This window comes from Citrobacter braakii, assembly GCF_002075345.1.
GTDB lineage: Bacteria > Pseudomonadota > Gammaproteobacteria > Enterobacterales > Enterobacteriaceae > Citrobacter > Citrobacter braakii.
In genome coordinates this window covers 16659-39387 of record NZ_NAEW01000011.1, presented here as the reverse complement: position 1 = coordinate 39387, position 22729 = coordinate 16659, and the positions used below count along the sequence as shown (strand labels likewise).

Annotated in this window: 22 protein-coding genes; 15 read left to right on the top strand and 7 right to left on the bottom strand. The window is 53.9% G+C overall.

What is annotated here, in order from left to right:
* Positions 1-77: 77 nt before the first annotated feature.
* Positions 78-926, bottom strand: a complete 849-nt coding sequence (gene rhaS / locus BZK42_RS19820; RefSeq protein ID WP_016157890.1) for an HTH-type transcriptional activator RhaS — start codon at positions 924-926, stop codon at positions 78-80.
* Between the two features lie 300 nt (positions 927-1226).
* Here rhaS and rhaB point away from each other — a divergent pair, with 300 nt between their 5' ends.
* The 5 genes from rhaB to rhaM all read left to right on the top strand — a co-directional run bounded on the left by rhaB (position 1227) and on the right by rhaM (position 6509).
* Positions 1227-2696 (top strand): rhamnulokinase, encoded by a 1470-nt coding sequence (gene rhaB, locus BZK42_RS19810; protein WP_016155199.1) that lies wholly within the window; start codon positions 1227-1229, stop codon positions 2694-2696.
* The gene (gene rhaA / locus BZK42_RS19805) at positions 2693-3952 is read left to right on the top strand and encodes an L-rhamnose isomerase (RefSeq protein WP_049269666.1); all 1260 of its coding nucleotides are present in this window, start codon (positions 2693-2695) and stop codon (positions 3950-3952) included. The genes rhaB and rhaA overlap by 4 nt, the downstream gene beginning before the upstream one ends.
* Before the next feature lie 143 nt (positions 3953-4095).
* Positions 4096-4923 carry a rhamnulose-1-phosphate aldolase gene (rhaD, locus tag BZK42_RS19800; RefSeq protein ID WP_016155197.1) on the top strand — a complete coding sequence of 276 codons (828 nt, stop codon included), beginning with the start codon at positions 4096-4098 and terminating at the stop codon, positions 4921-4923.
* A gap of 126 nt (positions 4924-5049) precedes the next feature.
* Positions 5050-6198, top strand: coding sequence for a lactaldehyde reductase (gene fucO, locus BZK42_RS19795; RefSeq protein WP_016155196.1), 1149 nt, complete (start codon positions 5050-5052; stop codon positions 6196-6198).
* Positions 6195-6509 (top strand): L-rhamnose mutarotase, encoded by a 315-nt coding sequence (gene rhaM, locus BZK42_RS19790; protein ID WP_080859893.1) that lies wholly within the window; start codon positions 6195-6197, stop codon positions 6507-6509. Before fucO ends, rhaM begins: the two co-directional genes overlap by 4 nt.
* A 292-nt stretch (positions 6510-6801) precedes the next feature.
* Here rhaM and BZK42_RS19785 read toward each other — a convergent pair whose 3' ends face one another.
* Both BZK42_RS19785 and BZK42_RS19780 read right to left on the bottom strand, forming a co-directional pair.
* On the bottom strand, positions 6802-8202 hold the full coding sequence (locus tag BZK42_RS19785) for a carbohydrate porin (RefSeq protein WP_080859891.1): 1401 nt from the start codon (positions 8200-8202) through the stop codon (positions 6802-6804).
* 336 nt (positions 8203-8538) lie between these two features.
* Positions 8539-9087: a helix-turn-helix domain-containing protein gene (locus tag BZK42_RS19780; RefSeq protein ID WP_016155192.1), complete on the bottom strand. Its 549-nt coding sequence runs from the start codon at positions 9085-9087 to the stop codon at positions 8539-8541.
* 101 nt (positions 9088-9188) lie between these two features.
* On the opposite strand from BZK42_RS19780, the gene BZK42_RS19775 reads away from it, so the two are divergent.
* The 6 genes from BZK42_RS19775 (at position 9189) to BZK42_RS19750 (ending at position 15061) form a co-directional block, all read left to right on the top strand.
* Positions 9189-9848: an AzlC family ABC transporter permease gene (locus tag BZK42_RS19775; RefSeq protein ID WP_016155191.1), complete on the top strand. Its 660-nt coding sequence runs from the start codon at positions 9189-9191 to the stop codon at positions 9846-9848.
* Entirely contained in the window at positions 9848-10171 is a 324-nt protein-coding gene (locus BZK42_RS19770) for an AzlD domain-containing protein (protein WP_016155190.1), read from the top strand. Before BZK42_RS19775 ends, BZK42_RS19770 begins: the two co-directional genes overlap by 1 nt.
* 182 nt (positions 10172-10353) lie before the next feature.
* Positions 10354-10800, top strand: coding sequence for a PTS fructose transporter subunit IIA (locus BZK42_RS19765; RefSeq protein ID WP_080859889.1), 447 nt, complete (start codon positions 10354-10356; stop codon positions 10798-10800).
* Positions 10801-10810: 10 nt separating this feature from the next.
* Positions 10811-12256, top strand: a complete 1446-nt coding sequence (locus BZK42_RS19760) for a PTS fructose-like transporter subunit IIBC (protein WP_047357775.1) — start codon at positions 10811-10813, stop codon at positions 12254-12256.
* Positions 12246-13316, top strand: a complete 1071-nt coding sequence (locus BZK42_RS19755) for an aminopeptidase (protein WP_080859887.1) — start codon at positions 12246-12248, stop codon at positions 13314-13316. The genes BZK42_RS19760 and BZK42_RS19755 overlap by 11 nt, the downstream gene beginning before the upstream one ends.
* A complete protein-coding gene (locus tag BZK42_RS19750; RefSeq protein ID WP_080859885.1) occupies positions 13316-15061 on the top strand; it encodes a putative frv operon regulatory protein in 1746 nt (581 codons plus the stop codon). Before BZK42_RS19755 ends, BZK42_RS19750 begins: the two co-directional genes overlap by 1 nt.
* Positions 15062-15117: 56 nt before the next feature.
* Here BZK42_RS19750 and BZK42_RS19745 read toward each other — a convergent pair whose 3' ends face one another.
* Both BZK42_RS19745 and fdhD read right to left on the bottom strand, forming a co-directional pair.
* Positions 15118-15330, bottom strand: a complete 213-nt coding sequence (locus tag BZK42_RS19745; protein ID WP_003825262.1) for a YdgH/BhsA/McbA family protein — start codon at positions 15328-15330, stop codon at positions 15118-15120.
* A gap of 128 nt (positions 15331-15458) precedes the next feature.
* Positions 15459-16295, bottom strand: a complete 837-nt coding sequence (gene fdhD, locus BZK42_RS19740; protein ID WP_080859883.1) for a formate dehydrogenase accessory sulfurtransferase FdhD — start codon at positions 16293-16295, stop codon at positions 15459-15461.
* A 194-nt stretch (positions 16296-16489) separates the two neighbouring features.
* On the opposite strand from fdhD, the gene fdnG reads away from it, so the two are divergent.
* The 4 genes from fdnG to fdhE are packed head-to-tail and all read left to right on the top strand — an operon-like array spanning position 16490 to position 22013.
* Entirely contained in the window at positions 16490-19540 is a 3051-nt protein-coding gene (gene fdnG, locus BZK42_RS19730; RefSeq protein ID WP_131405487.1) for a formate dehydrogenase-N subunit alpha, read from the top strand.
* A gap of 12 nt (positions 19541-19552) precedes the next feature.
* Positions 19553-20455, top strand: coding sequence for a formate dehydrogenase O subunit beta (gene fdoH / locus BZK42_RS19725; RefSeq protein WP_003028691.1), 903 nt, complete (start codon positions 19553-19555; stop codon positions 20453-20455).
* Complete coding sequence (fdoI, locus tag BZK42_RS19720; RefSeq protein WP_003028686.1) at positions 20452-21087, top strand: formate dehydrogenase cytochrome b556 subunit; 636 nt, start codon at positions 20452-20454, stop codon at positions 21085-21087. The genes fdoH and fdoI overlap by 4 nt, the downstream gene beginning before the upstream one ends.
* Positions 21084-22013: a formate dehydrogenase accessory protein FdhE gene (gene fdhE / locus BZK42_RS19715; protein ID WP_003028685.1), complete on the top strand. Its 930-nt coding sequence runs from the start codon at positions 21084-21086 to the stop codon at positions 22011-22013. The genes fdoI and fdhE overlap by 4 nt, the downstream gene beginning before the upstream one ends.
* A 36-nt stretch (positions 22014-22049) precedes the next feature.
* On the opposite strand, the gene BZK42_RS19710 is transcribed toward fdhE, so the two are convergent.
* Positions 22050-22424, bottom strand: a complete 375-nt coding sequence (locus tag BZK42_RS19710) for a type II toxin-antitoxin system VapC family toxin (protein ID WP_016155182.1) — start codon at positions 22422-22424, stop codon at positions 22050-22052.
* Positions 22424-22666 carry a ribbon-helix-helix domain-containing protein gene (locus BZK42_RS19705; RefSeq protein ID WP_016155181.1) on the bottom strand — a complete coding sequence of 81 codons (243 nt, stop codon included), beginning with the start codon at positions 22664-22666 and terminating at the stop codon, positions 22424-22426. The genes BZK42_RS19710 and BZK42_RS19705 overlap by 1 nt, the downstream gene beginning before the upstream one ends.
* Positions 22667-22729 lie beyond the last annotated feature (63 nt).

Genomic DNA, 22729 nt, shown 5'->3' with positions numbered 1-22729 from the left:
GATAAGCGCAGCGCATCCGGCATGAAAGGGTATGATTATCAGCAAACGGACGGTAAAAAACGTTGATAGCTTTCGCGTTACTGAAGGCTGCTTCCCGCTATAAGGTCACGCCCCTGACGAATATCGCGTGGCGACCACTCGAACTCACGGCGAAAAAGCGTCGAAAAGTGGTTACTGTCACCGAAACCGCAGAGATAAGCGATATCAGTCACGCTGTCATCACTGTGGCGGAGCAGATGTCTGGCTTTAATCAGTCGCAGACGGTTAAGGTAGCGCTGCGGCGTCAATCCTGTTTGCTGTTTAAGCTGGCGATGCAGAGTGCGTAAAGAGAGCGAAAACTTCTCGGCCAGCGCCTCCCAACACACCTCTTCGGCAAAGTTATCCTCCAGCCATGCCATCAAAAGGTTAAGCCGCGCATCGTTATCGGTCGCCGCTTCCATCAGGCTGCTTTTACGTAGCAGTACCAGCAACTGCATAAACAAGATCTCGCGATTTGCCGCCGTGGGCGTATCCATCTCCTCGCCGAGCGTCTCCATCTGCCCCACCAGGTGACGAACCTGCTGCAGTACGCCCTGGTTTACGCGCCAGTGGGAGGGATACTGCCCATTTTGTTCCTGAGGCAAAAGCTGATTCAGCCCGGCCAGAAATTGAAACGCATCCGGAGAGCGATACAACACATTGGTCAGACACAGATTGTCAGTATGTTCATATAAATGCCTGTCATGATCGCGGACGAAACACACCGTACCACCGCTGATGGTGTAAGGCTGTCCGTTGAACACATGGATCCCCGTTCCATGTTCGACCACCACAATTTCATGAAAATCATGATGATGTTCAGGAAACGCGGGCTGAGGAAGCCGCGGTTCAATAGCCACTGGCGCTTTACCTGTCGGAAAAAAATCCACGCAATGCAGTACGGTCATGACGGCTCCCCCTGATTAACGAATATGGCTGAATAGTAATTAAGGGTTCCTACCCTCACCTTAATTTTTTGACGCCAAAGTGCGTAAACACGGTTAATTCTTCAAGAAATGGCGGGAAAGATCGGGAAATGCGGAAGGCGTCACATCCGCCAAAATCCGCGCTATTAGTGGAAACTGTGAACAACATCACGTTCACCTTTGCCATGTTGCCAGCCGCTAATTGGGGCTGTCACTGTCAAGAAGGTACGCTTTATTCGGGGTTCTTAGACTGAGTGCAATAAAACTCAGAAGGACCTCGCCATGACTTTTCGCCATTGTGTCGCTGTCGATCTCGGCGCATCCAGTGGGCGCGTAATGCTCGCACGTTACGACAGTAAACACCGCACCCTGACGCTGCGTGAAATCCACCGCTTCGTTAACTGTCTGCAAAAAACGGACGGTTTTGACACCTGGGACATCGACAGCCTGGAAAACGATATTCGCCTTGGCCTGAAAAAAGTCTGTGATGAAGGCATTCGGATAGACAGCATTGGCATTGATACCTGGGGCGTGGATTACGTATTGATCGATAACGCCGGCCAACGTGTTGGTCTGCCGGTCTCTTACCGTGACAGCCGCACGACCGGCATTATGTCACAGGCGATGGCGCAGCCAGGTAAAGGTGAAATCTACCGCCGTAGCGGCATTCAGTTTCTGCCGTTTAACACCCTGTATCAGCTGCGTGCGCTGGTTGAACAGCAGCCAGAACTGCTTGCGCAGGTGGCACATGCTCTGCTGATCCCCGACTACTTCAGCTTTCGCCTGACCGGCAAATTGAACTGGGAATACACCAACGCCACCACCACCCAGTTAGTCAATATCAACACCGACGACTGGGATGACACGCTGCTGGCGTGGACCGGGGCAGACAAAGCCTGGTTTGGTCGCCCGACGCATCCGGGGAACGTCATTGGTCACTGGATTTGCCCGCAGAAAAACCAAATTCCGGTTGTGGCCGTCGCCAGTCACGACACCGCCAGCGCGGTCATCGCTTCACCGCTGGCCGATAAAAATAGTGCGTATCTCTCTTCCGGTACCTGGTCGCTGATGGGCTTTGAGAGCAGAACGCCGTATACCAACGATGCGGCGCTGGCGGCGAACATCACCAACGAAGGGGGCGCGGAAGGGCGCTACCGCGTACTGAAAAACATCATGGGACTGTGGCTGCTCCAGCGCGTTTTAAAAGAGCGCCAGATTACCGACCTGCCAACGCTTATTGCCCAAACGCAAGCGCTGCCGGCCTGCCAATTCCTGATAAACCCGAACGACGATCGCTTTATCAACCCCGATGATATGAGCGCGGAAATTCAGGCGGCCTGTCGTGAATCGGGTCAACCCGTTCCCCAGCAAAACGCCGAACTGGCGCGCTGTATCTTCGACAGCCTGGCATTGCTATACGCTGACATTCTGCAAGAACTGGCACAACTGCGTGGTGCAGCATTTAGCCAACTGCACATCGTTGGCGGCGGCTGCCAGAACGCCCTACTGAACCAGCTGTGCGCGGATGCCTGCGGCATTCGCGTGATGTCCGGGCCGATTGAGGCCTCCACGCTCGGCAATATTGGCATCCAGTTGATGACGCTGGACGAGCTCAACAACGTCGATGATTTCCGTCAGGTGGTGCGTGCCAACTACGACCTGACCACCTTCATTCCAAATCCTGAAAGTGAAATTGCCCGCTACCAGGCGCAGTTTCCATCACTACGACAGACAAAGGAGCTTTGCGCATGACCACTCAACTTGAACAAGCCTGGGAACTGGCAAAACTGCGTTTCGCCGCGGTAGGCATTGATGTCGAGGCGGCCTTACGCCAGCTCGATCGTCTGCCGGTCTCCATGCACTGCTGGCAGGGCGATGATGTCGCCGGTTTCGAGAATCCAGAAGGCTCGCTCACAGGCGGTATTCAGGCTACCGGCAACTATCCGGGCAAAGCGCGTAACGCCACCGAACTGCGCGCCGATCTGGAGCAGGCACTGAGCCTGATCCCGGGTCCAAAGCGTCTGAATTTGCACGCGATCTATCTGGAGTCCGATACGCCGGTTGCCCGCGACCAAATCAAACCTGAACATTTTAAAAACTGGGTTGAGTGGGCGAAAGCAAACCAGTTAGGGCTGGATTTCAACCCATCCTGCTTCTCTCACCCGCTGAGCGCCGACGGCTTCACGCTGGCCCACGCCGATGACACCATTCGCCAGTTTTGGATTGACCACTGCAAAGCCAGCCGTCGCGTCTCAGCGTATTTTGGCGAGCAGTTGGGTACGCCATCGGTGATGAATATCTGGATCCCGGATGGCATGAAAGACATTACCGTTGACCGGTTAGCGCCGCGCCAACGTCTGCTTGAAGCACTGGATGAAGTGATCAGCGAAAAACTCGACCCGGCGCACCATATCGACGCCGTCGAGAGCAAGCTGTTTGGCATCGGCGCCGAAAGCTACACCGTGGGCTCCAACGAGTTCTATATGGGTTACGCCACCAGCCGTCAGACTGCGTTGTGCCTGGATGCGGGTCACTTCCATCCGACTGAAGTGATTTCCGACAAAATCTCCGCCGCCATGCTGTACGTACCGCGTCTGCTGCTGCACGTCAGCCGTCCGGTGCGCTGGGACAGCGATCACGTGGTGCTGCTGGATGATGAAACGCAGGCGATTGCCAGCGAGATCGTCCGCCACAACCTGTTCGACCGCGTACACATCGGCCTCGACTTCTTCGACGCCTCTATTAACCGCATCGCCGCGTGGGTTATCGGCACTCGCAATATGAAAAAAGCCCTGCTGCGCGCGCTGTTAGAACCGACCGAACAACTGCGTCAGCTTGAAGCCAGCGGCGACTACACCGCACGTCTGGCCTTGCTGGAAGAGCAAAAATCGCTGCCGTGGCAGGCCGTCTGGGAGATGTATTGCCAGCGTCACGACACGCCAGCAGGAAGCCAGTGGCTGGACAGCGTGCGCACCTATGAGAAAGAGATTTTGAGCAAACGTAGCTAACCGTGACACCAGGCTTACAGGCCGGATAAGACGCCCCACGTCGCTATCCGGCAATGAATGAAACACGATTGCCGGATGGATCTTCACTTATCCGGCCTACGTAAGACCCGATAACGATCGGGCAATCAACAGGATCACCGAATATGCAAAACATGACTAATTCCTGGTTCGTCCAGGGGATGATCAAAGCCACTTCCGACGCGTGGCTGAAAGGCTGGGACGAACGTAACGGCGGCAACCTGACGCTGCGTCTGGATGAGGCTGACATTGCGCCATTTAGCGCCGATTTCCACGAAAAACCGCGCTATATCGCGCTAAGTCAGCCAATGCCTTTGCTGGCGAACACGCCGTTTATCGTCACCGGTTCTGGTAAATTTTTCCGTAACGTTCAGCTCGATCCCGCGGCAAATTTGGGCGTGGTGAAAGTAGACAGCGACGGCGCGGGCTACCACATCCTTTGGGGCCTGACCCACGAAGCGGTGCCAACCTCCGAGTTGCCGGCTCACTTCCTCTCCCATTGCGAGCGTATTAAAGCGACGAACGGCAAAGACCGCGTGATCATGCACTGCCATGCTACCAACCTGATCGCCCTGACCTACGTGCTGGAAAACAACACCCCGCTGATTACCCGCAAACTGTGGGAAGGCAGCACCGAGTGTCTGGTGGTGTTCCCGGATGGCGTCGGCATTCTGCCGTGGATGGTGCCGGGTACGGATGAAATCGGCCAGGCAACCGCCGAGGAAATGCAGAAACACTCGCTGGTACTGTGGCCGTTCCACGGCGTGTTCGGCAGCGGCCCCTCCCTCGACGAAGCATTTGGCTTGATAGATACCGCAGAAAAATCCGCCGAAGTTTTAGTCAAAATCTATTCGATGGGCGGTATGAAGCAGACCATCACGCGTGAAGAGCTGGTAGCACTGGCTAAACGCTTTGGCGTGACTCCGCTGGCAAGCGCCGTAGAGCTGTACTGATACCTGCCAACTCAACGCCGGATGCGGCTTCGCTTTATCCGGCCTACATGACGATGCACGTTTCACCGTCGGCCCGATAAGCGTAATGCCATCGGGCACCAGGGATTTTTTTTAAGGAGAATAGTGATGAGCTTTATGTTGGCACTGCCAAAAATTAGCCTGCATGGCGCCGGCGCGATTGCCGATATGGTGAATCTCGTGGCGAATAAACAATGGGGCAAAGCGCTGATCGTCACCGATGGTCAACTGGTGAAGCTGGGCCTGCTGGATAGCCTCTTTGCCGCACTGGATGAACATCAAATGTCTTACCACCTGTTTGATGAGGTGTTCCCGAATCCGACAGAAGAGCTGGTACAGAAAGGTTTTACGGCATATCAGGGGGCAGAATGTGACTATATTATCGCCTTCGGCGGAGGCAGCCCGATCGATACCGCCAAAGCGGTGAAGATCCTGACCGCCAACCCTGGCCCTTCTACCGCTTACTCCGGCGTGGGCAAAGTGAAAAATGCGGGCGTGCCGCTGGTTGCCATCAATACCACTGCTGGTACAGCAGCAGAGATGACCAGCAACGCGGTCATTATCGACTCTGCCCGCAAGGTCAAAGAGGTGATCATCGACCCGAACATCATCCCGGATATCGCCGTGGATGACGCCAGCGTGATGCTGGAAATCCCAGCCTCCGTTACCGCCGCAACCGGCATGGACGCCCTGACTCACGCGGTGGAAGCCTATGTTTCCGTTGGCGCACATCCGCTCACCGACGCCAACGCCCTGGAAGCGATTCGCCTGATCAACCTGTGGCTGCCGAAAGCGGTCGACGATGGTCATAACCTCGAAGCCCGCGAACAAATGGCGTTTGGTCAGTATCTGGCGGGTATGGCATTCAACAGTGCTGGTCTGGGTCTGGTGCATGCGCTGGCACACCAGCCAGGCGCGACCCACAACCTGCCGCACGGCGTCTGCAATGCTATCCTGCTGCCGATCATCGAAAACTTTAACCGCCCTAACGCCGTGGCGCGTTTTGCCCGAGTGGCGCAGGCGATGGGAGTGGACACCCGCGGGATGAGCGACGAAGCGGCAAGCATGGAGGCCATCACCGCGATTCGTGCCCTGAGCAAGCGTGTAGGTATTCCGGCTGGTTTTAGTTCCCTTGGCGTGACGAAAGAGGATATTGAAGGCTGGCTGGATAAAGCGTTGGCCGATCCATGCGCGCCGTGTAACCCACGCACCGCCAGCCGCGACGAAGTCCGCGAGCTGTATCTGGAGGCGTTATGATCCGCAAGGCCTTTGTGATGCAGGTGAATGCCGACGCGCACGTTGAGTATCAACGTCGGCACAATCCCATCTGGCCAGAACTGGAAGCGGTGCTGAAAGAGCACGGTGCCCATCACTACGCGATTTATCTCGATCAGGAACGCAACCTGCTGTTCGCCACCGTCGAGATTGAGTCAGAAGAGCGCTGGAACGCCGTTGCCAGCACCGATGTTTGCCAGCGTTGGTGGAAGCATATGCGTGATGTAATGCCGGCAAACCTGGACAACAGCCCGGTCAGCGCTGAGCTAAAAGAAGTGTTTTATCTGCCTTAAACGCTCTGTTTCCTCCCCTGACGGGGGAGGAAACCTTTTTCTCCCGTCAGCAGCATTGCGTTCGTTTTGTCATCCACGCCTTTTCCCCACAACCCGGCACCTGCTCAGGCATACCGATGCTGAAAGTCTCCGGGCGTCACCAAACTGGAAGACGGGACGGCATTTAACTACTCGTGTAGCTACAACCGCGCCGACAAGTTCAAAATCAAAAATAACTGGGTGGGAAAATAAAAGCCTGATGACCAGGCTCTAAGAAAAAAGCGCCTGAATCCAGGCGCCTGAGAACGGAAAATCAGAAGAAGTATTTGAAACGGAGACGCGCGCCGTAACGGTCGTCGTCGTCGGTATAATTCTCCGGATTGCTGTTATCGCTGTTAATCATCGAATAATAAGCGCCGAGATAAATATTAAAGTTCTGCATATCCATCACGTTCGGAATTAAATAAGACGCGTGAATGGTATGAATATCGTAAGTGCCCTCATTGTAGAACCAGTCATTATCATCGTGATCGATCAGACCGTTAAATTCGTCGATCTTGTTATGAGCATAGATATAGCCCAGTTCAAAGCGCTTCCACAGAGCGTTGGCCGCCGCCGTAAAATCTTTTTCGTTATCCGCATCGAGATAAGCGGTGTTCAGGTTAAACACCAGGCCATTTTCCGGATCGGCTTTCAGACCGTTCCAGGTCATCGTCATACCGTAACCGGTACGATCGGACTGATCGACAAACTTGCCTGATAGCGGATCGGTATATCCATAGGCGTTATTGATAACGTTCGATTCCATGGCCGCAGAAATCGTCAGCGCATCCACCGGCGTCCAGGCTACGACCGGGCGCAGATAAGCCACGTTTTTCTCCTGCGACATTTCACGACCATGATAGCGGCTATCCTGATAAAGCGAGGTACCATCTTCCAGCAGGGTATTTAACTCGAAATACCAGTTATCGAGCTGTTTGCTCATCAGGAAGCTGCCGCCGGAATCTGAACGGCCACGACCTTCTTTCATCATGTAGATATAGCCGCTACCGTCATCATACAAATCGTTGGCGGTATGCCCTGAATGCTCAACAAAGGTATCCTGATTCAGCGGGAACATATCGTAAGCTTCGAAACGACCGACTTTTACTTTCCAGTCATTTTCCTGACCGAAGAAGAAAGCGGCGTCATCAAGATTGACCGAACCCGTCATGTCAGCCAGCGGTTGCGCTGAAAAACCGGCGAAATAGCCGTTATCCAGCTTACGCATACCGTCAAAGCCCAGCAGGATACGTCCGTTCAGATCCCAGCGTTCATTGGTTGGGTCGCCCACATTCGAATTGGTTGCCGCCAGCACGCCTTTGTTGCTTTCCGCATCCATGTTGAATTCCACGTCGCCGTAGATTTTCAGATCGCCATAGCCGGAGAGCACCAGGTTAGGGGTGGTGGCGTTCTTTTTGGTCTCTTGCGCGGGCGTAGTGCCGTTGACTGGCGTATTCCCCTGAGCAACTTTAATTTCCTGGATCTCCGCAGCCTGCTGTACCTGCAATTGCTGCACCTGATTTTCCGCTTTTGCCGCGCGGTTTTCCGCAGCTTCCAGCCGAGCCTCCAGCTGTTCGAGCCGCTGTTCCAGAGTCATTTTTTGCGTTTTAGCAAAGCCATTATTTGCCACTAATAATAGACCTATTGCTAAAGCTAACGTCGATTTCTTCATTATTTGCTTTCCTTGAAATAAAGATCGTCCAACGTCTTCCGACCGGAAGACGCGCAACATGCAAATCCAAAAAATATTTTTATAGGTAATACGATACCGATGACTGAAATAAACTCAGAACATTAAAACGTGGCACCAGTGCAGGCTAATATTTATTATTATACTGATTTTATTATGTGTAACGTAGATATAATTAAGAATGTGAGGGATATAACAATAGTGCTGAAATTAACGAAAAATAATAAAAACAATTTTATATAAATAACAATAAAATATAATTAAAAATAATAAAGGCGCGAACGACAATCGCCGCGCCTTTATTTAATAAGCGTTCAATTAACTCTGCTCAGAAACCAGAATCGCCTGAGTGTCAGGCTCCAGTGCTTTAAAGATATGCGCTTGATCGGCAGGGTAACAAATATAATCGCCCTCACCTAACTCCTCCGGCGCTTCCGTCAATCCCACCATCGCCTTACCCTGCGTTACGATAATATGTTCAACCGATCCCGGTGGATGCGGTTGTGAAATACGATCCGCGCCCGGCTGCGTCAGCAGCAGATAGATATCCCGCCGCGCGCCTGGTGGGCAGGCGGCCAGTAAAATGGCCTGATAGTGGGCCTGCTCAGCCACGACTTTTGTCCCTTCGCCGCGGCGAATCACCTGCGTTTTTTGCTCCTGCGGTTCCAGCAGGCGCGCAAAGGGAATATCTAACGCCACACACAGCGACCAGAGCGTTTCCAGGCTAGGATTTCCATTGCCCGCTTCCAATTGCGAGAGTGTCGATTTTGCAATCCCCGCGCGACGGGCAATCTCCGCCAGCGACAAACCGGTGCGCTGACGTTCACGCACCAGACTTTTCGCGATCATACTGATGGGCTGGGTCATTCACGACTCCATGTTTTTTATATCGAACGAATTGTTCGACTTGTAAAGCCAATTGGTCGCGTTCATTATAATGGAAACTCGTTCGATATGGCTAAAACGGTATGAAACATTATTTTTCCAGTCTCAAAGGCGACACGATAAAAGCAATATTTTTAGTCTGTCTGGCCGTCGGTGTAGTCGGCATGTCATACGGCTCGCTGGCGATGGCGTACGGCTTCCCGCTGTGGGTACCGTTTGTACTCTCTATTACTGTGCTGGCGGGCGCGTCCGAGTTTATGTTTATCGGCATTATCGCCAGCGGTGGTAATCCACTGGCGGCTGCGGCTGCGGGTTTACTGGTTAACGCCCGACACGTGCCGTTCGGCGTCACCGTGCGCGATTTGGTAGGCACCCGGGCTGCCAGTTTCCTCGGCTGTCATATTATGAACGACGAAAGCGTGGTCTTTGGCCTGTCGCAAAAAACGCCTGAGCAACGTAAAGCCGCCTACTGGCTGTGCGGTCTGGGCGTCGCAATTTTCTGGCCTGTTGGCACCCTGATCGGCGCAGGCGTCGGCAAACTGCTCCCTGCCCCGGAAACCATCGGTCTGGATGCCGTCTTCCCTGCCATTCTGCTGGCTCTGGTCGTCCCGGCATTCAAAAACCGCACTACGCTGATTCGTGCCTGTAGCGGCGCCACGTTGTCGCTTGCCGCCATTCCCTTTGCGCCGGTCGGTTTACCGGTTTTGCTCTCACTCTTTGGCTTACTGACGAGGAAAAAATAATGGGCAACATGACGCTGTTTATCGTCGGTATCGCCATGTTATCTCTGGGAACGTATTTAATGCGTTTAGGGGGAGCCAAGCTTGGAAGCCGTTTAGCGTTCTCAGAACGCTCGCAGGCGCTGCTTTCCGACGCCGCAACGGTATTACTGTTCTCCGTTGCGCTGGCGACCACCTTTTACGAGGGCGAACACTTTGCCGGGATGGCGCGCGTACTCGGCGTGGCTTTTGCGGTATTTCTCGCCTGGCGTAAGATGCCGCTGATCGTGGTGATCGTTGCCGCTGCGGTGGTAACCGCGCTGTTACGAATGGTGGGTATACACTAAGAATATAATTACCCTGGCGCAATATTCATCAGGGTAATCACCTGTAGCGTTATGTGTTTTACCCCACAAAACCAGGCGCTAACTCTGCCTCAAATTGTCACTTCCCGCTGGCATATTGCTGCTCATCTCTTCACCATCTCACCGTTAAAATCAAATCAAACAGTTTTTAACGGAGTCCCACCATGACAGCCCTTACAGCTAACTGCATTGACCTGAATATTCAGGGGAATAGCGTTTATGCCATCCTCAAGCAACTGGCGAATATGGCGCTTCAAAATGGCTACGTCTCTGACCGCAGCGCCTTCCTGCAAACGCTGCTGATACGCGAAAAGCTGCATTCCACCGGCTTTGGTTCGGGCATTGCCGTCCCACACGGTAAAAGCGCCTGTATCACACGCCCCTTCGTCTTGTTCGCGCGCAAATCAAAAAAAGTGGACTGGAAAGCCAGCGACGGCGAGGACGTTAACTGCTGGATCTGCCTCGGCGTGCCACAAACGGGCGAGGACGATCAGGTCAAAATTATCGGCACCCTGTGCCGCAAAATTATCCATCAAGATTTCATCAACCAACTGAAGCAAGGCGACACCAACCAGGTGCTCACCCTGCTCAATCAGACCTTAACCTCATAAGGAAGCGGCTATGGAGTCATCCTTGCGTTTAGTGGCGATTACCAACTGTCCGGCGGGTATCGCCCACACTTATATGGTGGCAGAAGCGCTGGAGCAAAAAGCGCGCTCGCTCGGCCATACGATTAAAGTCGAAACCCAGGGCTCAAGCGGCGTCGAAAACCGACTGACCAGTGAAGAAATTGCCGCTGCCGATTACGTTATTCTGGCTACAGGTCGCGGCCTGAGCGGTGAAGACCGGGCGCGTTTCGCCGGGAAAAAAGTCTATGAAATAGCCATTTCCCAGGCGCTGAAAAATATCGACCTGATTTTTACGCAGTTACCGACTCACTCACAACTTTTTGCCACTGATAGCAGCGTGAAGCTGGGAAAACAGGAGGTCCAGCACGGTAGCGTGATGAGCCACCTGATGGCTGGCGTTTCCGCCGCGCTGCCGTTTGTTATTGGCGGCGGTATTCTGGTCGCCATCGCTAATATGCTGGTGCAGTTCGGTTTGCCCTATGCCGATATGTCGAAAGGTGCGCCATCGTTCACCTGGGTTGTTGAATCCATCGGCTATCTGGGCTTCACCTTTATGATCCCCATAATGGGGGCATACATCGCGTGGTCGATTGCCGATAAGCCCGCTTTTGCCCCGGCGTTTCTGGTGTGTTACCTGGCGAACGATAAAGGTCTTCTCGGCACCCAGTCCGGCGCGGGGTTTCTCGGCGCGGTCGTACTCGGGCTGGCAATTGGCTACTTTGTGCTTTGGTTTCGCAAGGTTCGGCTCGGCAAAGCGTTGCAGCCGCTGCTCGGCTCCATGCTGATCCCGTTTGTCACTTTGCTGGTGTTTGGCGTACTGACTTATTACGTCATCGGCCCGGTGATGTCCGACATCATGGGGGGGCTGCTGCACTTCCTGAACACCATTCCGCCATCAATGAAAATGGGCGCAGCCTTCCTCGTTGGCGCAATGCTGGCATTTGATATGGGCGGGCCAATCAATAAAACGGCCTGGTTCTTCTGCTTCTCACTGCTGGAAAAACATATCTATGACTGGTACGCCATCGTCGGCGTGGTGGCGCTGATGCCGCCCGTCGCGGCAGGTATCGCTACCTATTTAGCGCCAAAACTGTTTACCCAGCAGGAGAAGGCCGCCGCCAGCAGTGCGATTGTGGTGGGTGCCACCGTCGCCACCGAACCGGCAATCCCCTATGCGCTGGCCGCGCCGCTGCCGATGATTACCGCCAATACGCTCTCCGGTGGTATTACCGGCATGCTGGTCATCGCCTTTGGAATCAAACGTCTCGCGCCGGGTTTAGGTATCTTTGATCCGCTGATTGGCCTGATGTCCCCGGTGGGGTCATTTTACCTGGTGCTGGCTATCGGTCTGGCGCTGAACATTTCGTTAATTATCATCCTGAAAGGATTGTGGCTGAAACGTAAAGCCGCACAGCAGGAGCTTGCCCATGAACATTGAGTTACTTCAGCAGTTATGCGAAGCCAGCGCCGTCAGCGGTGATGAGCAGGAAGTTCGCACTCTTCTCATTAATGCGCTGGATTCCAGCGTCGATGAAATCACTTTTGACGGCCTCGGCAGCTTTGTCGCACGCAAGGGCAACCGTGGGCCGAAGGTTGCCATCGTCGGTCACATGGATGAAGTGGGCTTTATGGTCACGCATATCGACGAAAGCGGCTTTTTGCGCTTCACCACCATTGGCGGTTGGTGGAGCCAGTCGATGCTGAACCACCGGGTCGCCATCCGTACCCGCAAGGGCGTTAAAATCCCTGGCATAATCGGCTCCGTAGCACCGCACGCCTTAACGGAAAAGCAGAAACAGCAACCTCTGACATTTGACGAAATGTTCATCGATATTGGTGCCAACAGCCGCGAAGAAGTAGAAAACCGCGGAATTGCGATCGGTGATTTCGTTAGCCCGGAAGCCAATTTCGCTCGCTGGGGCGAAGATAAGATCGTCGGCAAAGCGCTGGATAATCGCGTCGGCTGCGCCCTGATGGCCGAGCTTTTACAAACCGTGAATAACCCTGAAATTACCCTGTACGGCGTGGGCAGCGTGGAAGAAGAAGTGGGTCTACGCGGGGCGCAAACCTCAGCGGAGCATATCAAGCCCGATGTGGTGATCGTGCTGGATACTGCGGTTGCGGGCGATGTGCCCGGAATCGACAGCATTAAATACCCACTCAAGCTTGGCGAGGGCCCAGGGCTGATGCTGTTCGATAAGCGCTATTTCCCTAATCAGCAGTTGGTTGCCACATTAAAAGCGTGTGCAGAAAGCAGCGGCGCGTCATTGCAGTTTTGCACCATGAAAACCGGGGCGACGGACGGTGGACGCTATAACGTTATGGGCGGCGGTCGTCCTGTGGCGGCGCTATGCCTGCCGACTCGCTATCTCCACGCCAACAGCGGCATGATTTCCGCATCGGATTACAACGCGCTGTTTACGCTGGTGCACGAACTGCTCACCTCGCTGTCGACCGAAAAGGTCCGCGCGTTTACTGACTTTCGCCGGGAGAGTTAATGCTTTCGGAACGCCAGTTAAAATTGGTGGATCTTCTTGAACAGCAGCCGTGTTTGCTGGGCGACCTGGCGCGGCAAACTGGCGTTTCAGGCAGAACCATCCTGCGCGATATTGACTACCTCAATTTTACCCTCAGCGGTAAGGCCCGCATTCAGCCCGGCGGCAGTGCGGGCTATCAGTTGGAAATTGTCGACAGACGCGGTTATTTTCAGCTTCTGCAACGCCATGATAATGATGACCGGTTGCTGGCCTTTCTTCTGCTCAATACCTTTACACCGCGTGTACAGCTGGCTTCGGCGCTCAATTTACCTGAAACCTGGGTGGCCGATCGTCTCCCACGGTTGAAGCAGCGCTATGAGCGCGCCTTTTGTCTTGCCAGCCGCCCGGGCGTCGGTCATTTCATTGATGAACCGGAAGAAAAGCGCATTATCCTGTTGGCGAATCTGCTTAAAAAAGATCCCCTCTTAATTCCACTGCCGGGTATTACCCGGGACAATATCGACAGGCTCAATGCAGCATGTGAAAAACTTAATGAATTCCCGCTCATCTCGGGAGAGTACCTGGCAAGTCTGGTGCTGGCCGTCTATGCCCTGCGTAACCAACTCTCCGGGTCATGGCCGGAGTGTCGGTATGTATCACTGAAAAATGCGGTGGAACAAGGAGGAGTCTACCTGGGCGAGAACGCCTTCAGAACACTGACCGGCCTTCTGGAAATCAGACAACGGCAGGCAATGACAATCTCTGCAGATGCGGTGACCTTGTTGTTAAAAAGCGTTCCCGGCATCGCTGCGTTGAACGTTATCGATACCCAACTGGTTGATAATATTACCGGCCACCTGCTGAGATGCGTCTCTGCCCCAGTTTGGGTACCAGAACATCGCCAGAGCAGTATGCACAACCTGAAATCGACCTGGCCTGCCGCCTTCGATTTGAGTCTGCGTTTTATTGCCCTGTTGCGTGAAAAACTGGATATCCCACTGTTCGATAGCGACCTCATCGGGCTTTACTTCGCCTGCGCACTGGAGCGCCATCAAAACGAGCGCCAGCCGGTCATTTTGTTATCCGACCAGAATGCTATCGCCACCATCAACCAACAGGCCATTGAGCGAGATGTTCTGAATTGTCGGGTGATCATTGCGCGAAATACGAGTGAAGTCAGCGCCATCAGTGAAGAAATCACCCCACTGTTAATCATCAACAATAGTCACTATTTACTTGATGAATCTATAAAAAATACCTTAACCATCAAGAACATCATCACCGCTGCGGGTACCGAGCAGATTAAACACTTCCTCGCGACGGCCTTTATCCGCCAGCAGCCCGAACGTTTCTTTTTACAGCCGGGCAGCTTCCATTACGCCAATATGAAGGCCGAAAGCTGGCAGAGTATCATCGGCCGGATCTGCGGCCAGCTTGTGGCACAGAGCCATATCACCGAGGACGAAGCGCTGCGCATTTGCGCCCGGGAGCATGAAGGTGAAAACCTGATCGTGAATCGCCTGGCGATTCCTCATTGCTGGAGCGAACAGGAGCGCCGCTTTCGTGGTTTCTTTATTACCCTCGCACACCCTATTCTGGTGAATAACGAACCGGTCAGCCATGTCCTGATCGCCTGTGCCGCCGCCGAGGCGCGGCATGAGCTAAAAATCTTCAGTTATTTATCCAGCGTGCTGAGCAGCCATCCGGCAGAAACTATTGCGGGATTGAAAGACTATAACGCGTTTATCGCATTGCTCAGGCAGTGAATGCCGGAAATGAAAAAAGCGCCTCAAGGGCGCTCTTTCGACAGTACTGAGGTATTTTATTTCAGCAGTTCAGCGGTCATGTGCACGCGGTTGCCAGTGTATGCCTGAGTGATTTTATAATCGCTGGCACCTGCACGTTCAGCCTGAGCGGCAATTTTTGCTTCAGCGCTTTCCAGTGTAGAACCAGTTGCGGTAACTGTCTGAGCAGCGAAAGAACCGAAAGAAGTAGCCAGAGCGATAACTGCGACAAAAGTTTTGATGCTTTTCATGATATAAACCCTTTAACTTAGTTGTTTGATTAAGGCACCGTGCCTTGATGTGATAAATAATAGCCATCTCATCGCACAACTAAAAGCGGAAGGATTTGCCAGTCTTATTCAAATTAATTGAATACTGGTTACTCAGTTATCAGACGCTCGGGATGTGTATAAATCGTCGCCCGGCCCGGTTTGCAAAAACCCACCAGCGTCAGGTTACAGCGTTCGGCAACTTCCACAGCGAGCGTTGTCGCCGCAGAAACAGCAAACAGGATTTCCACGCCGCACATTGCCGACTTCTGCACCATCTCGTAGCTGGCGCGGCTGGAGACTAATACCGCGCCCTGCTGCCAGGTTTCCCCTTCGATCGCACGTCGTCCCAGCAGTTTATCCAGCGCAACATGACGTCCAACATCTTCATGCCCGCCCGCCAGATGACCTGACGGCTGTACCCAGGCAGCCGCGTGCGTGCAGCCTGTCAGTTGCCCAACAGGCTGGAAATCAGGGAGATGCCTTAAGGCGTTATCAAGATGCGCCAGATTGAATGTCTGGGTAAACGGCAGCGGCTGGACCGGTTTGCCAATATCATTAAGTTGCTCCACGCCACAAACACCGCAGCCAGTCCGACCGGCCAGTGCGCGACGACGCGCTTTCAGCCCCATAAAGCGCCGGCTGGACAGCTCAACCTGCACTTCTAATCCGTTGCAGGAAGGCACCACGTCCATCCCGTAAATATCTTGCGAGGACTCAATAATGCCTTCAGAAAGTGAAAAACCCATCGCGAAGTGCTCAAGATCTTTCGGGGATGCCATCATCACCACGTGTGAAATCCCGTTGTATACCAGTGCCACAGGCACTTCTTCAGCTACCTCATCTGGCTGAGGATGTTGCAAGTCCTCGCGCTTCCAGAGGGTCAACTGACGAGATCCTGTCGGAGATGTCACATTCTTGATGTTTTCTTGAATAATCTTATTCACTTTCTTTTAACCGTATTGGAACACGCATACCAACATTGTGGTATTCTTTACAAATCCCTCCTGGACGGAGGGAAATTCACCCAATTCTGGACCTTTGCGGTCCCGTCCGCAAAGAAAAATAACAACCACTTCCCTCGCGTTCGCGTTATAGGAAAACGAAGGGAACGTGACAATGTCGAAACAAGGAGCGAACCATGCAGGTCAGCAGAAGGCAGTTCTTTAAGATCTGCGCTGGCGGTATGGCAGGCACCACGGCAGCGGCACTGGGCTTTGCACCCGGCGTAGCGCTAGCGGAAACACGGCAATATAAATTGCTGCGCACCCGCGAAACCCGTAACACCTGCACTTACTGTTCCGTTGGCTGTGGACTGTTAATGTACAGTCTCGGTGACGGAGCAAAAAACGCCAAAGCATCCATCTTCCATATCGAAGGGGACCCGGATCACCCGGTGAACCGTGGCGCACTGTGCCCGAAAGGGGCAGGACTTGTGGACTTCATCCACTCTGAAAGCCGCCTGAAATTCCCGGAATACCGCGCACCTGGCTCTGATAAGTGGCAACAGATTAGCTGGGATGAGGCATTTGACCGCATCGCTAAGCTGATGAAAGAAGATCGCGACGCTAACTACGTTGCACAAAACGCCGAAGGCGTAACCGTTAACCGCTGGCTTTCCACCGGGATGCTGTGTGCTTCCGCTTCCAGTAACGAAACCGGCTATTTAACACAAAAATTCTCCCGCGCGCTTGGTATGCTCGCGGTCGACAACCAGGCACGCGTCTGACACGGACCAACGGTAGCAAGTCTTGCTCCAACATTTGGTCGCGGTGCGATGACCAACCACTGGGTCGACATTAAAAACGCCAACCTCGTTGTGGTAATGGGCGGTAACGCCGCTGAAGCTCACCCGGTCGGGTTCCGCTGGGCGATGGAAGCCAAAATTCACAACGGCGCGAAGCTGATTGTTATCGATCCGCGCTTTACGCGAACCGCGGCGGTGGCTGATTTCTATGCTCCGATTCGTTCCGGTACTGACATTGCTTTCCTGTCAGGCGTTTTGCTGTACCTGCTGAACAACGAAAAATTCAACCGCGAATACACTGAAGCCTATACCAACGCCAGCCTGATCGTGCGTGAGGATTACGGTTTCGAAGATGGCCTGTTTACCGGCTACGACGCGGACAAACGCAAGTATGACAAAACCAGTTGGAACTACGAACTGGATGAAAAAGGCTTCGCCAAACGCGATGTCACCCTGCAACACCCGCGCTGCGTATGGAACCTGCTGAAACAGCACGTCTCCCGCTACACGCCGGACGTCGTAGAAAATATCTGCGGTACGCCAAAGGCCGACTTCCTGAAGGTCTGTGAGTACATCGCAGAAACAAGCCGCCCAGATAAAACCGCGTCGTTCCTGTACGCACTGGGCTGGACGCAACACTCCGTTGGTGCGCAGAACATCCGTACCATGGCGATGATCCAGTTGCTGCTTGGCAATATGGGGATGGCAGGCGGCGGCGTTAACGCCCTGCGCGGACACTCTAACATTCAGGGTCTGACCGACTTAGGTCTGCTGTCACAAAGCCTGCCGGGCTACATGACGCTGCCAAGCGAGAAACAAACTGACCTGCAAACTTACCTTGCCGCCAACACGCCAAAACCGTTGCTGGAAGGCCAGGTGAACTACTGGGGCAACTACCCGAAATTCTTCGTTTCGATGATGAAAGCCTTCTTTGGCGATAAAGCGACAGCGGAAAACAGCTGGGGCTTCGACTGGCTGCCGAAGTGGGATAAAGGGTACGACGTCCTGCAGTACTTCGAGATGATGAACCAGGGCAAAGTGAATGGCTATATCTGCCAGGGCTTTAACCCGGTCGCATCATTCCCGAATAAAAACAAGGTTGTGGCTTCACTGTCCAAACTGAAGTTCCTGGTTACCATCGACCCGCTCAACACAGAGACCTCCACCTTCTGGCAGAACCACGGTGAGTCGAACGATGTTGACCCGACGAAAATCCAGACCGAAGTATTCCGTCTGCCGTCCACCTGCTTCGCCGAAGAGAACGGTTCTATCGTCAACTCCGGTCGCTGGCTGCAGTGGCACTGGAAAGGTGCGGATGCCCCGGGGATTGCCGTTACCGATGGTGAAATCCTCGCCGGTATCTTCCTGCGTCTGCGCAAGATGTATGCCGAACAGGGTGGCGCGAACCCGGAACAGGTACTGAGCATGACCTGGAACTACTCCACACCGCACGAACCGGCTTCGGAAGAAGTGGCGATGGAGAGCAACGGAAAAGCCCTGGCCGACATTATCGACCCGGCCACCGGTGCCGTTATCGTCAAGAAAGGCCAACAGCTTAGCTCGTTCGCCCAACTGCGTGACGACGGTACCACCTCCAGCGGCTGCTGGATTTTTGCCGGTAGCTGGACGCCGGAAGGCAACCAGATGGCACGTCGCGATAACGCCGATCCGTCAGGCCTTGGCAATACGCTGGGCTGGGCATGGGCGTGGCCGCTCAACCGCCGCATTCTGTATAACCGCGCCTCCGCAGACCCGCAGGGGAATCCGTGGGATCCAAAACGTCAGATCCTGAAATGGGACGGGGCGAAATGGAGCGGGATGGATATTCCAGACTACAGTGCCGCCGCGCCGGGCAGCAACGTTGGGCCGTTCATCATGCAGCCGGAAGGGATGGGACGTCTGTTTGCTATCGATAAGATGGCAGAAGGTCCGTTCCCGGAACACTACGAGCCGTTTGAAACGCCGCTGGGGACTAACCCGCTGCACCCGAACGTTATCTCTAACCCTGCCGCACGTATCTTTAAAGGTGACGCGGAAGCACTGGGTAAAGCGGATAAGTTCCCGTACGTCGGTACGACCTACCGTCTGACCGAGCACTTCCACTACTGGACTAAGCATGCGCTGCTTAACGCTATCGCCCAGCCGGAGCAGTTTGTGGAAATTGGCGAGAAGCTGGCGAATAAGCTCGGTATCTCTCATGGCGATACCGTCAAAGTCTCCTCTAACCGTGGCTACATTAAAGCCAAAGCGGTGGTGACTAAACGTATTCGCACGTTGAAGGCCAACGGTCAGGATATCGACACTATCGGAATCCCGATTCACTGGGGCTACGAAGGTGTGGCGAAAAAAGGCTTTATCGCTAACACGTTAACGCCATTCGTCGGTGATGCAAACACGCAGACGCCGGAATTTAAGTCCTTCCTCGTGAACGTGGAAAAGGTGTAACGGAGACGACCTATGGCTTATCAATCGCAAGACATCATTCGTCGTTCCGCCACTAACGGTTTCACCCCCGCGCCTCAGGCGCGGGACCATCAGGAAGAGGTGGCGAAGCTTATCGACGTCACCACCTGTATCGGCTGTAAAGCGTGTCAGGTGGCGTGTTCAGAATGGAACGACATCCGTGATGAAGTGGGCAACAACGTTGGGGTGTACGACAACCCGGCTGATTTGACCGCTAAATCCTGGACGGTAATGCGCTTCTCGGAAGTGGAACAAAACGACAAACTGGAGTGGCTAATCCGCAAGGATGGCTGTATGCACTGCGCCGATCCGGGCTGCCTGAAAGCGTGTCCGGCCGAAGGAGCAATCATTCAGTATGCCAACGGTATCGTCGACTTCCAGTCCGAGCAGTGCATCGGCTGTGGCTACTGTATCGCGGGCTGCCCGTTCGACGTGCCGCGCCTCAACCCGGAAGACAATCGCGTTTACAAATGTACGCTGTGCGTTGACCGTGTAGTGGTCGGACAAGAACCAGCCTGCGTGAAAACGTGTCCAACCGGCGCTATTCATTTCGGCACCAAAGAGTCGATGAAAACGCTGGCCGGTGAGCGCGTGGCGGAGCTGAAAACGCGTGGTTACGAAAACGCGGGTCTGTACGATCCGGCAGGCGTTGGCGGTACGCACGTGATGTACGTATTGCACCATGCGGACAAGCCGAATCTGTACCACGGTCTGCCGGAGAACCCGGAAATCAGCGCCACCGTGAAGTTCTGGAAAGGCATCTGGAAACCTCTCGCAGCCGTCGGCTTTGCAGCGACATTTGCGGCCAGTATCTTCCACTACGTCGGCGTAGGCCCGAACCGTGCGGAAGAGGAAGAAGACAATCTGCATGAAGAAAAAGACGAGGTGCGCAAATGAAACGACGTGACACCATCGTGCGCTACACGGCGCCGGAACGCATCAACCACTGGATCACCGCCTTCTGCTTCATTCTGGCGGCAGTGAGCGGGATGGGTTTTCTCTTCCCGTCGTTTAACTGGCTGATGCACATCATGGGCACGCCGCAACTGGCGCGAATTGTGCACCCGTTTGTCGGCGTGATCATGTTTGCCTCGTTTATCATCATGTTTTTCCGTTACTGGCACCACAATCTAATCAATCGGGATGATATCTTTTGGGCGAAGAATATTCGTAAGATTGTCGTCAACGAGGAAGTAGGTGACACTGGACGTTATAACTTCGGCCAGAAATGCGTATTCTGGGCGGCGATTATCTTCCTGGTCCTGTTGCTGGTGAGCGGAGTGGTCATCTGGCGTCCGTATTTTGCGCCTGCTTTCTCAATCCCGGTGATCCGATTCGCGTTAATGCTGCATTCATTTGCCGCAGTAGCGTTAATTGTGGTTATCATGGTGCACATTTACGCCGCCCTTTGGGTGAAAGGCACCATTACCGCGATGGTGGAAGGATGGGTTACCAGCTCATGGGCGAAGAAACATCACCCGCGCTGGTACCGTGAAGTCCGCCAGAAACAGGAAAAGTCATCTGAATGAGTATTCGCATAATCCCGCAAGATGAGCTGGAGAAGAGCGAGAAACGCACGGCGGATATGATTCCGCCGTTATTATTCCCCAGACTCAAAAATTTGTATAACCGCCGCGCTGAACGTCTGCGCGAGCTGGCCGAGAACAACCCGCTGGGTGATTACCTGCGTTTTGCCGCGCTGATCGCTCACGCGCAGGAAGTGGTGTTGTACGACCATCCGCTGCAGATGGATCTGACCGCTCGCATCAAAGAAGCGAACGATCAGGGCAAACCGCCACTGGATATCCACGTTCTGCCACGCGACAAGCACTGGCAAAAACTGCTGCAATCGCTAATTGCTGAGCTGAAGCCGGAAATGAGCGGCCCTGCGCTGGCCGTGATCGAGAATCTGGAAAAAGCCTCGGAGCAGGAGCTGGAACTGATGGCCAGCGCGCTGTTTGCCTCCGATTTCGCCTCCGTCAGCAGCGACAAAGCACCGTTCATTTGGGCTGCCCTGTCGCTCTACTGGGCGCAGATGGCGAGCCTGATCCCCGGCAAAGCCCGTGCGGAATACGGCGAACAGCGTCAGTACTGCCCGGTGTGTGGTTCAATGCCGGTCTCCAGCATGGTGCAAATCGGTACCACTCAGGGGCTGCGCTATTTGCACTGCAACCTGTGCGAAACCGAGTGGCACGTGGTGCGCGTGAAGTGCAGCAACTGCGAGCAGAGCCGTGATTTGAACTACTGGTCGTTGGATAACGAACAGGCGGCCATTAAAGCTGAAAGCTGCGGCGATTGCGGGACTTACCTGAAGATTCTCTATCAGGAAAAAGACCCGAAAGTCGAGGCCGTAGCCGACGATCTCGCTTCACTGATGCTGGACGCACACATGGAGCAAGAGGGCTTTGCCCGCAGCTCCATCAACCCGTTCCTGTTCCCGGGTGAAGGGGAGTAAGTTCTTCGCACTACCGGGCGGCGCAGGTCGCCCGGGTTATAACGTATACGGTGTGACCACGCCGGATATGCCTGCAAAATCCCTGGTATTACGCGTAACCAGTGTAAGACGATGAATCTGCGCAGTGGCCAAAATGATGGCATCCGGCAATTTCATCCCATATTCCTGCCTGATACTCACGCTTCGTTCAGCAATATCCTGTGAAACACCGATCACATTAAAAGCGCCTAGCGCAACGCGTGTGCGAGATTCCTGATGATATTTTTTTGCGCCCACCATCAACTCCATCCATGTAATGAGGCTGATTGCGTTCTGCGGCGGCCATGTTTCTATCGCTAGTTTTGCTTCACTTCGCCCGCTAAACAGGTCGATGAGGATGTTGGTATCAAAAAGCGCAGATCCTGTGACCATTACCATTCCTCACGGAGTTTACGCTGATAATCAACGCCATCTTCCTCACAACCTTGCCATAGCCCAAGAGCACGTGAAATTGTCGTTTCAGCTTGATCCTGCCTCTCAAGATACTGTTCAACAGCCTCCCGCAAAAGCTCGGCCCGCGGCAGATTACGCTGCACCTTGAGATCATCAAGACGTTTGATCACTTCGTCTGATAAATCGAGTAAAATTCTGCCCATATCCATCCCAGCCATCATACTCACATATACCTCCAGTATATCATTGGCGATTAATTTCCACACAACATACACCCGAGAAAA

Bases quoted from the DNA above. Each gene is read 5' to 3' on its own strand.
- rhaS (WP_016157890.1), bottom strand. From the start codon at position 926: ATGACCGTACTGCATTGCGTGGATTTTTTTCCGACAGGTAAAGCGCCA.
- rhaB (WP_016155199.1), top strand. From the start codon at position 1,227: ATGACTTTTCGCCATTGTGTCGCTGTCGATCTCGGCGCATCCAGTGGG.
- rhaA (WP_049269666.1), top strand. From the start codon at position 2,693: ATGACCACTCAACTTGAACAAGCCTGGGAACTGGCAAAACTGCGTTTC.
- rhaD (WP_016155197.1), top strand. From the start codon at position 4,096: ATGCAAAACATGACTAATTCCTGGTTCGTCCAGGGGATGATCAAAGCC.
- fucO (WP_016155196.1), top strand. From the start codon at position 5,050: ATGAGCTTTATGTTGGCACTGCCAAAAATTAGCCTGCATGGCGCCGGC.
- rhaM (WP_080859893.1), top strand. From the start codon at position 6,195: ATGATCCGCAAGGCCTTTGTGATGCAGGTGAATGCCGACGCGCACGTT.
- BZK42_RS19785 (WP_080859891.1), bottom strand. From the start codon at position 8,202: ATGAAGAAATCGACGTTAGCTTTAGCAATAGGTCTATTATTAGTGGCA.
- BZK42_RS19780 (WP_016155192.1), bottom strand. From the start codon at position 9,087: ATGACCCAGCCCATCAGTATGATCGCGAAAAGTCTGGTGCGTGAACGT.
- BZK42_RS19775 (WP_016155191.1), top strand. From the start codon at position 9,189: ATGAAACATTATTTTTCCAGTCTCAAAGGCGACACGATAAAAGCAATA.
- BZK42_RS19770 (WP_016155190.1), top strand. From the start codon at position 9,848: ATGGGCAACATGACGCTGTTTATCGTCGGTATCGCCATGTTATCTCTG.
- BZK42_RS19765 (WP_080859889.1), top strand. From the start codon at position 10,354: ATGACAGCCCTTACAGCTAACTGCATTGACCTGAATATTCAGGGGAAT.
- BZK42_RS19760 (WP_047357775.1), top strand. From the start codon at position 10,811: ATGGAGTCATCCTTGCGTTTAGTGGCGATTACCAACTGTCCGGCGGGT.
- BZK42_RS19755 (WP_080859887.1), top strand. From the start codon at position 12,246: ATGAACATTGAGTTACTTCAGCAGTTATGCGAAGCCAGCGCCGTCAGC.
- BZK42_RS19750 (WP_080859885.1), top strand. From the start codon at position 13,316: ATGCTTTCGGAACGCCAGTTAAAATTGGTGGATCTTCTTGAACAGCAG.
- BZK42_RS19745 (WP_003825262.1), bottom strand. From the start codon at position 15,330: ATGAAAAGCATCAAAACTTTTGTCGCAGTTATCGCTCTGGCTACTTCT.
- fdoH (WP_003028691.1), top strand. From the start codon at position 19,553: ATGGCTTATCAATCGCAAGACATCATTCGTCGTTCCGCCACTAACGGT.
- fdoI (WP_003028686.1), top strand. From the start codon at position 20,452: ATGAAACGACGTGACACCATCGTGCGCTACACGGCGCCGGAACGCATC.
- fdhE (WP_003028685.1), top strand. From the start codon at position 21,084: ATGAGTATTCGCATAATCCCGCAAGATGAGCTGGAGAAGAGCGAGAAA.
- BZK42_RS19710 (WP_016155182.1), bottom strand. From the start codon at position 22,424: ATGGTCACAGGATCTGCGCTTTTTGATACCAACATCCTCATCGACCTG.
- BZK42_RS19705 (WP_016155181.1), bottom strand. From the start codon at position 22,666: ATGATGGCTGGGATGGATATGGGCAGAATTTTACTCGATTTATCAGAC.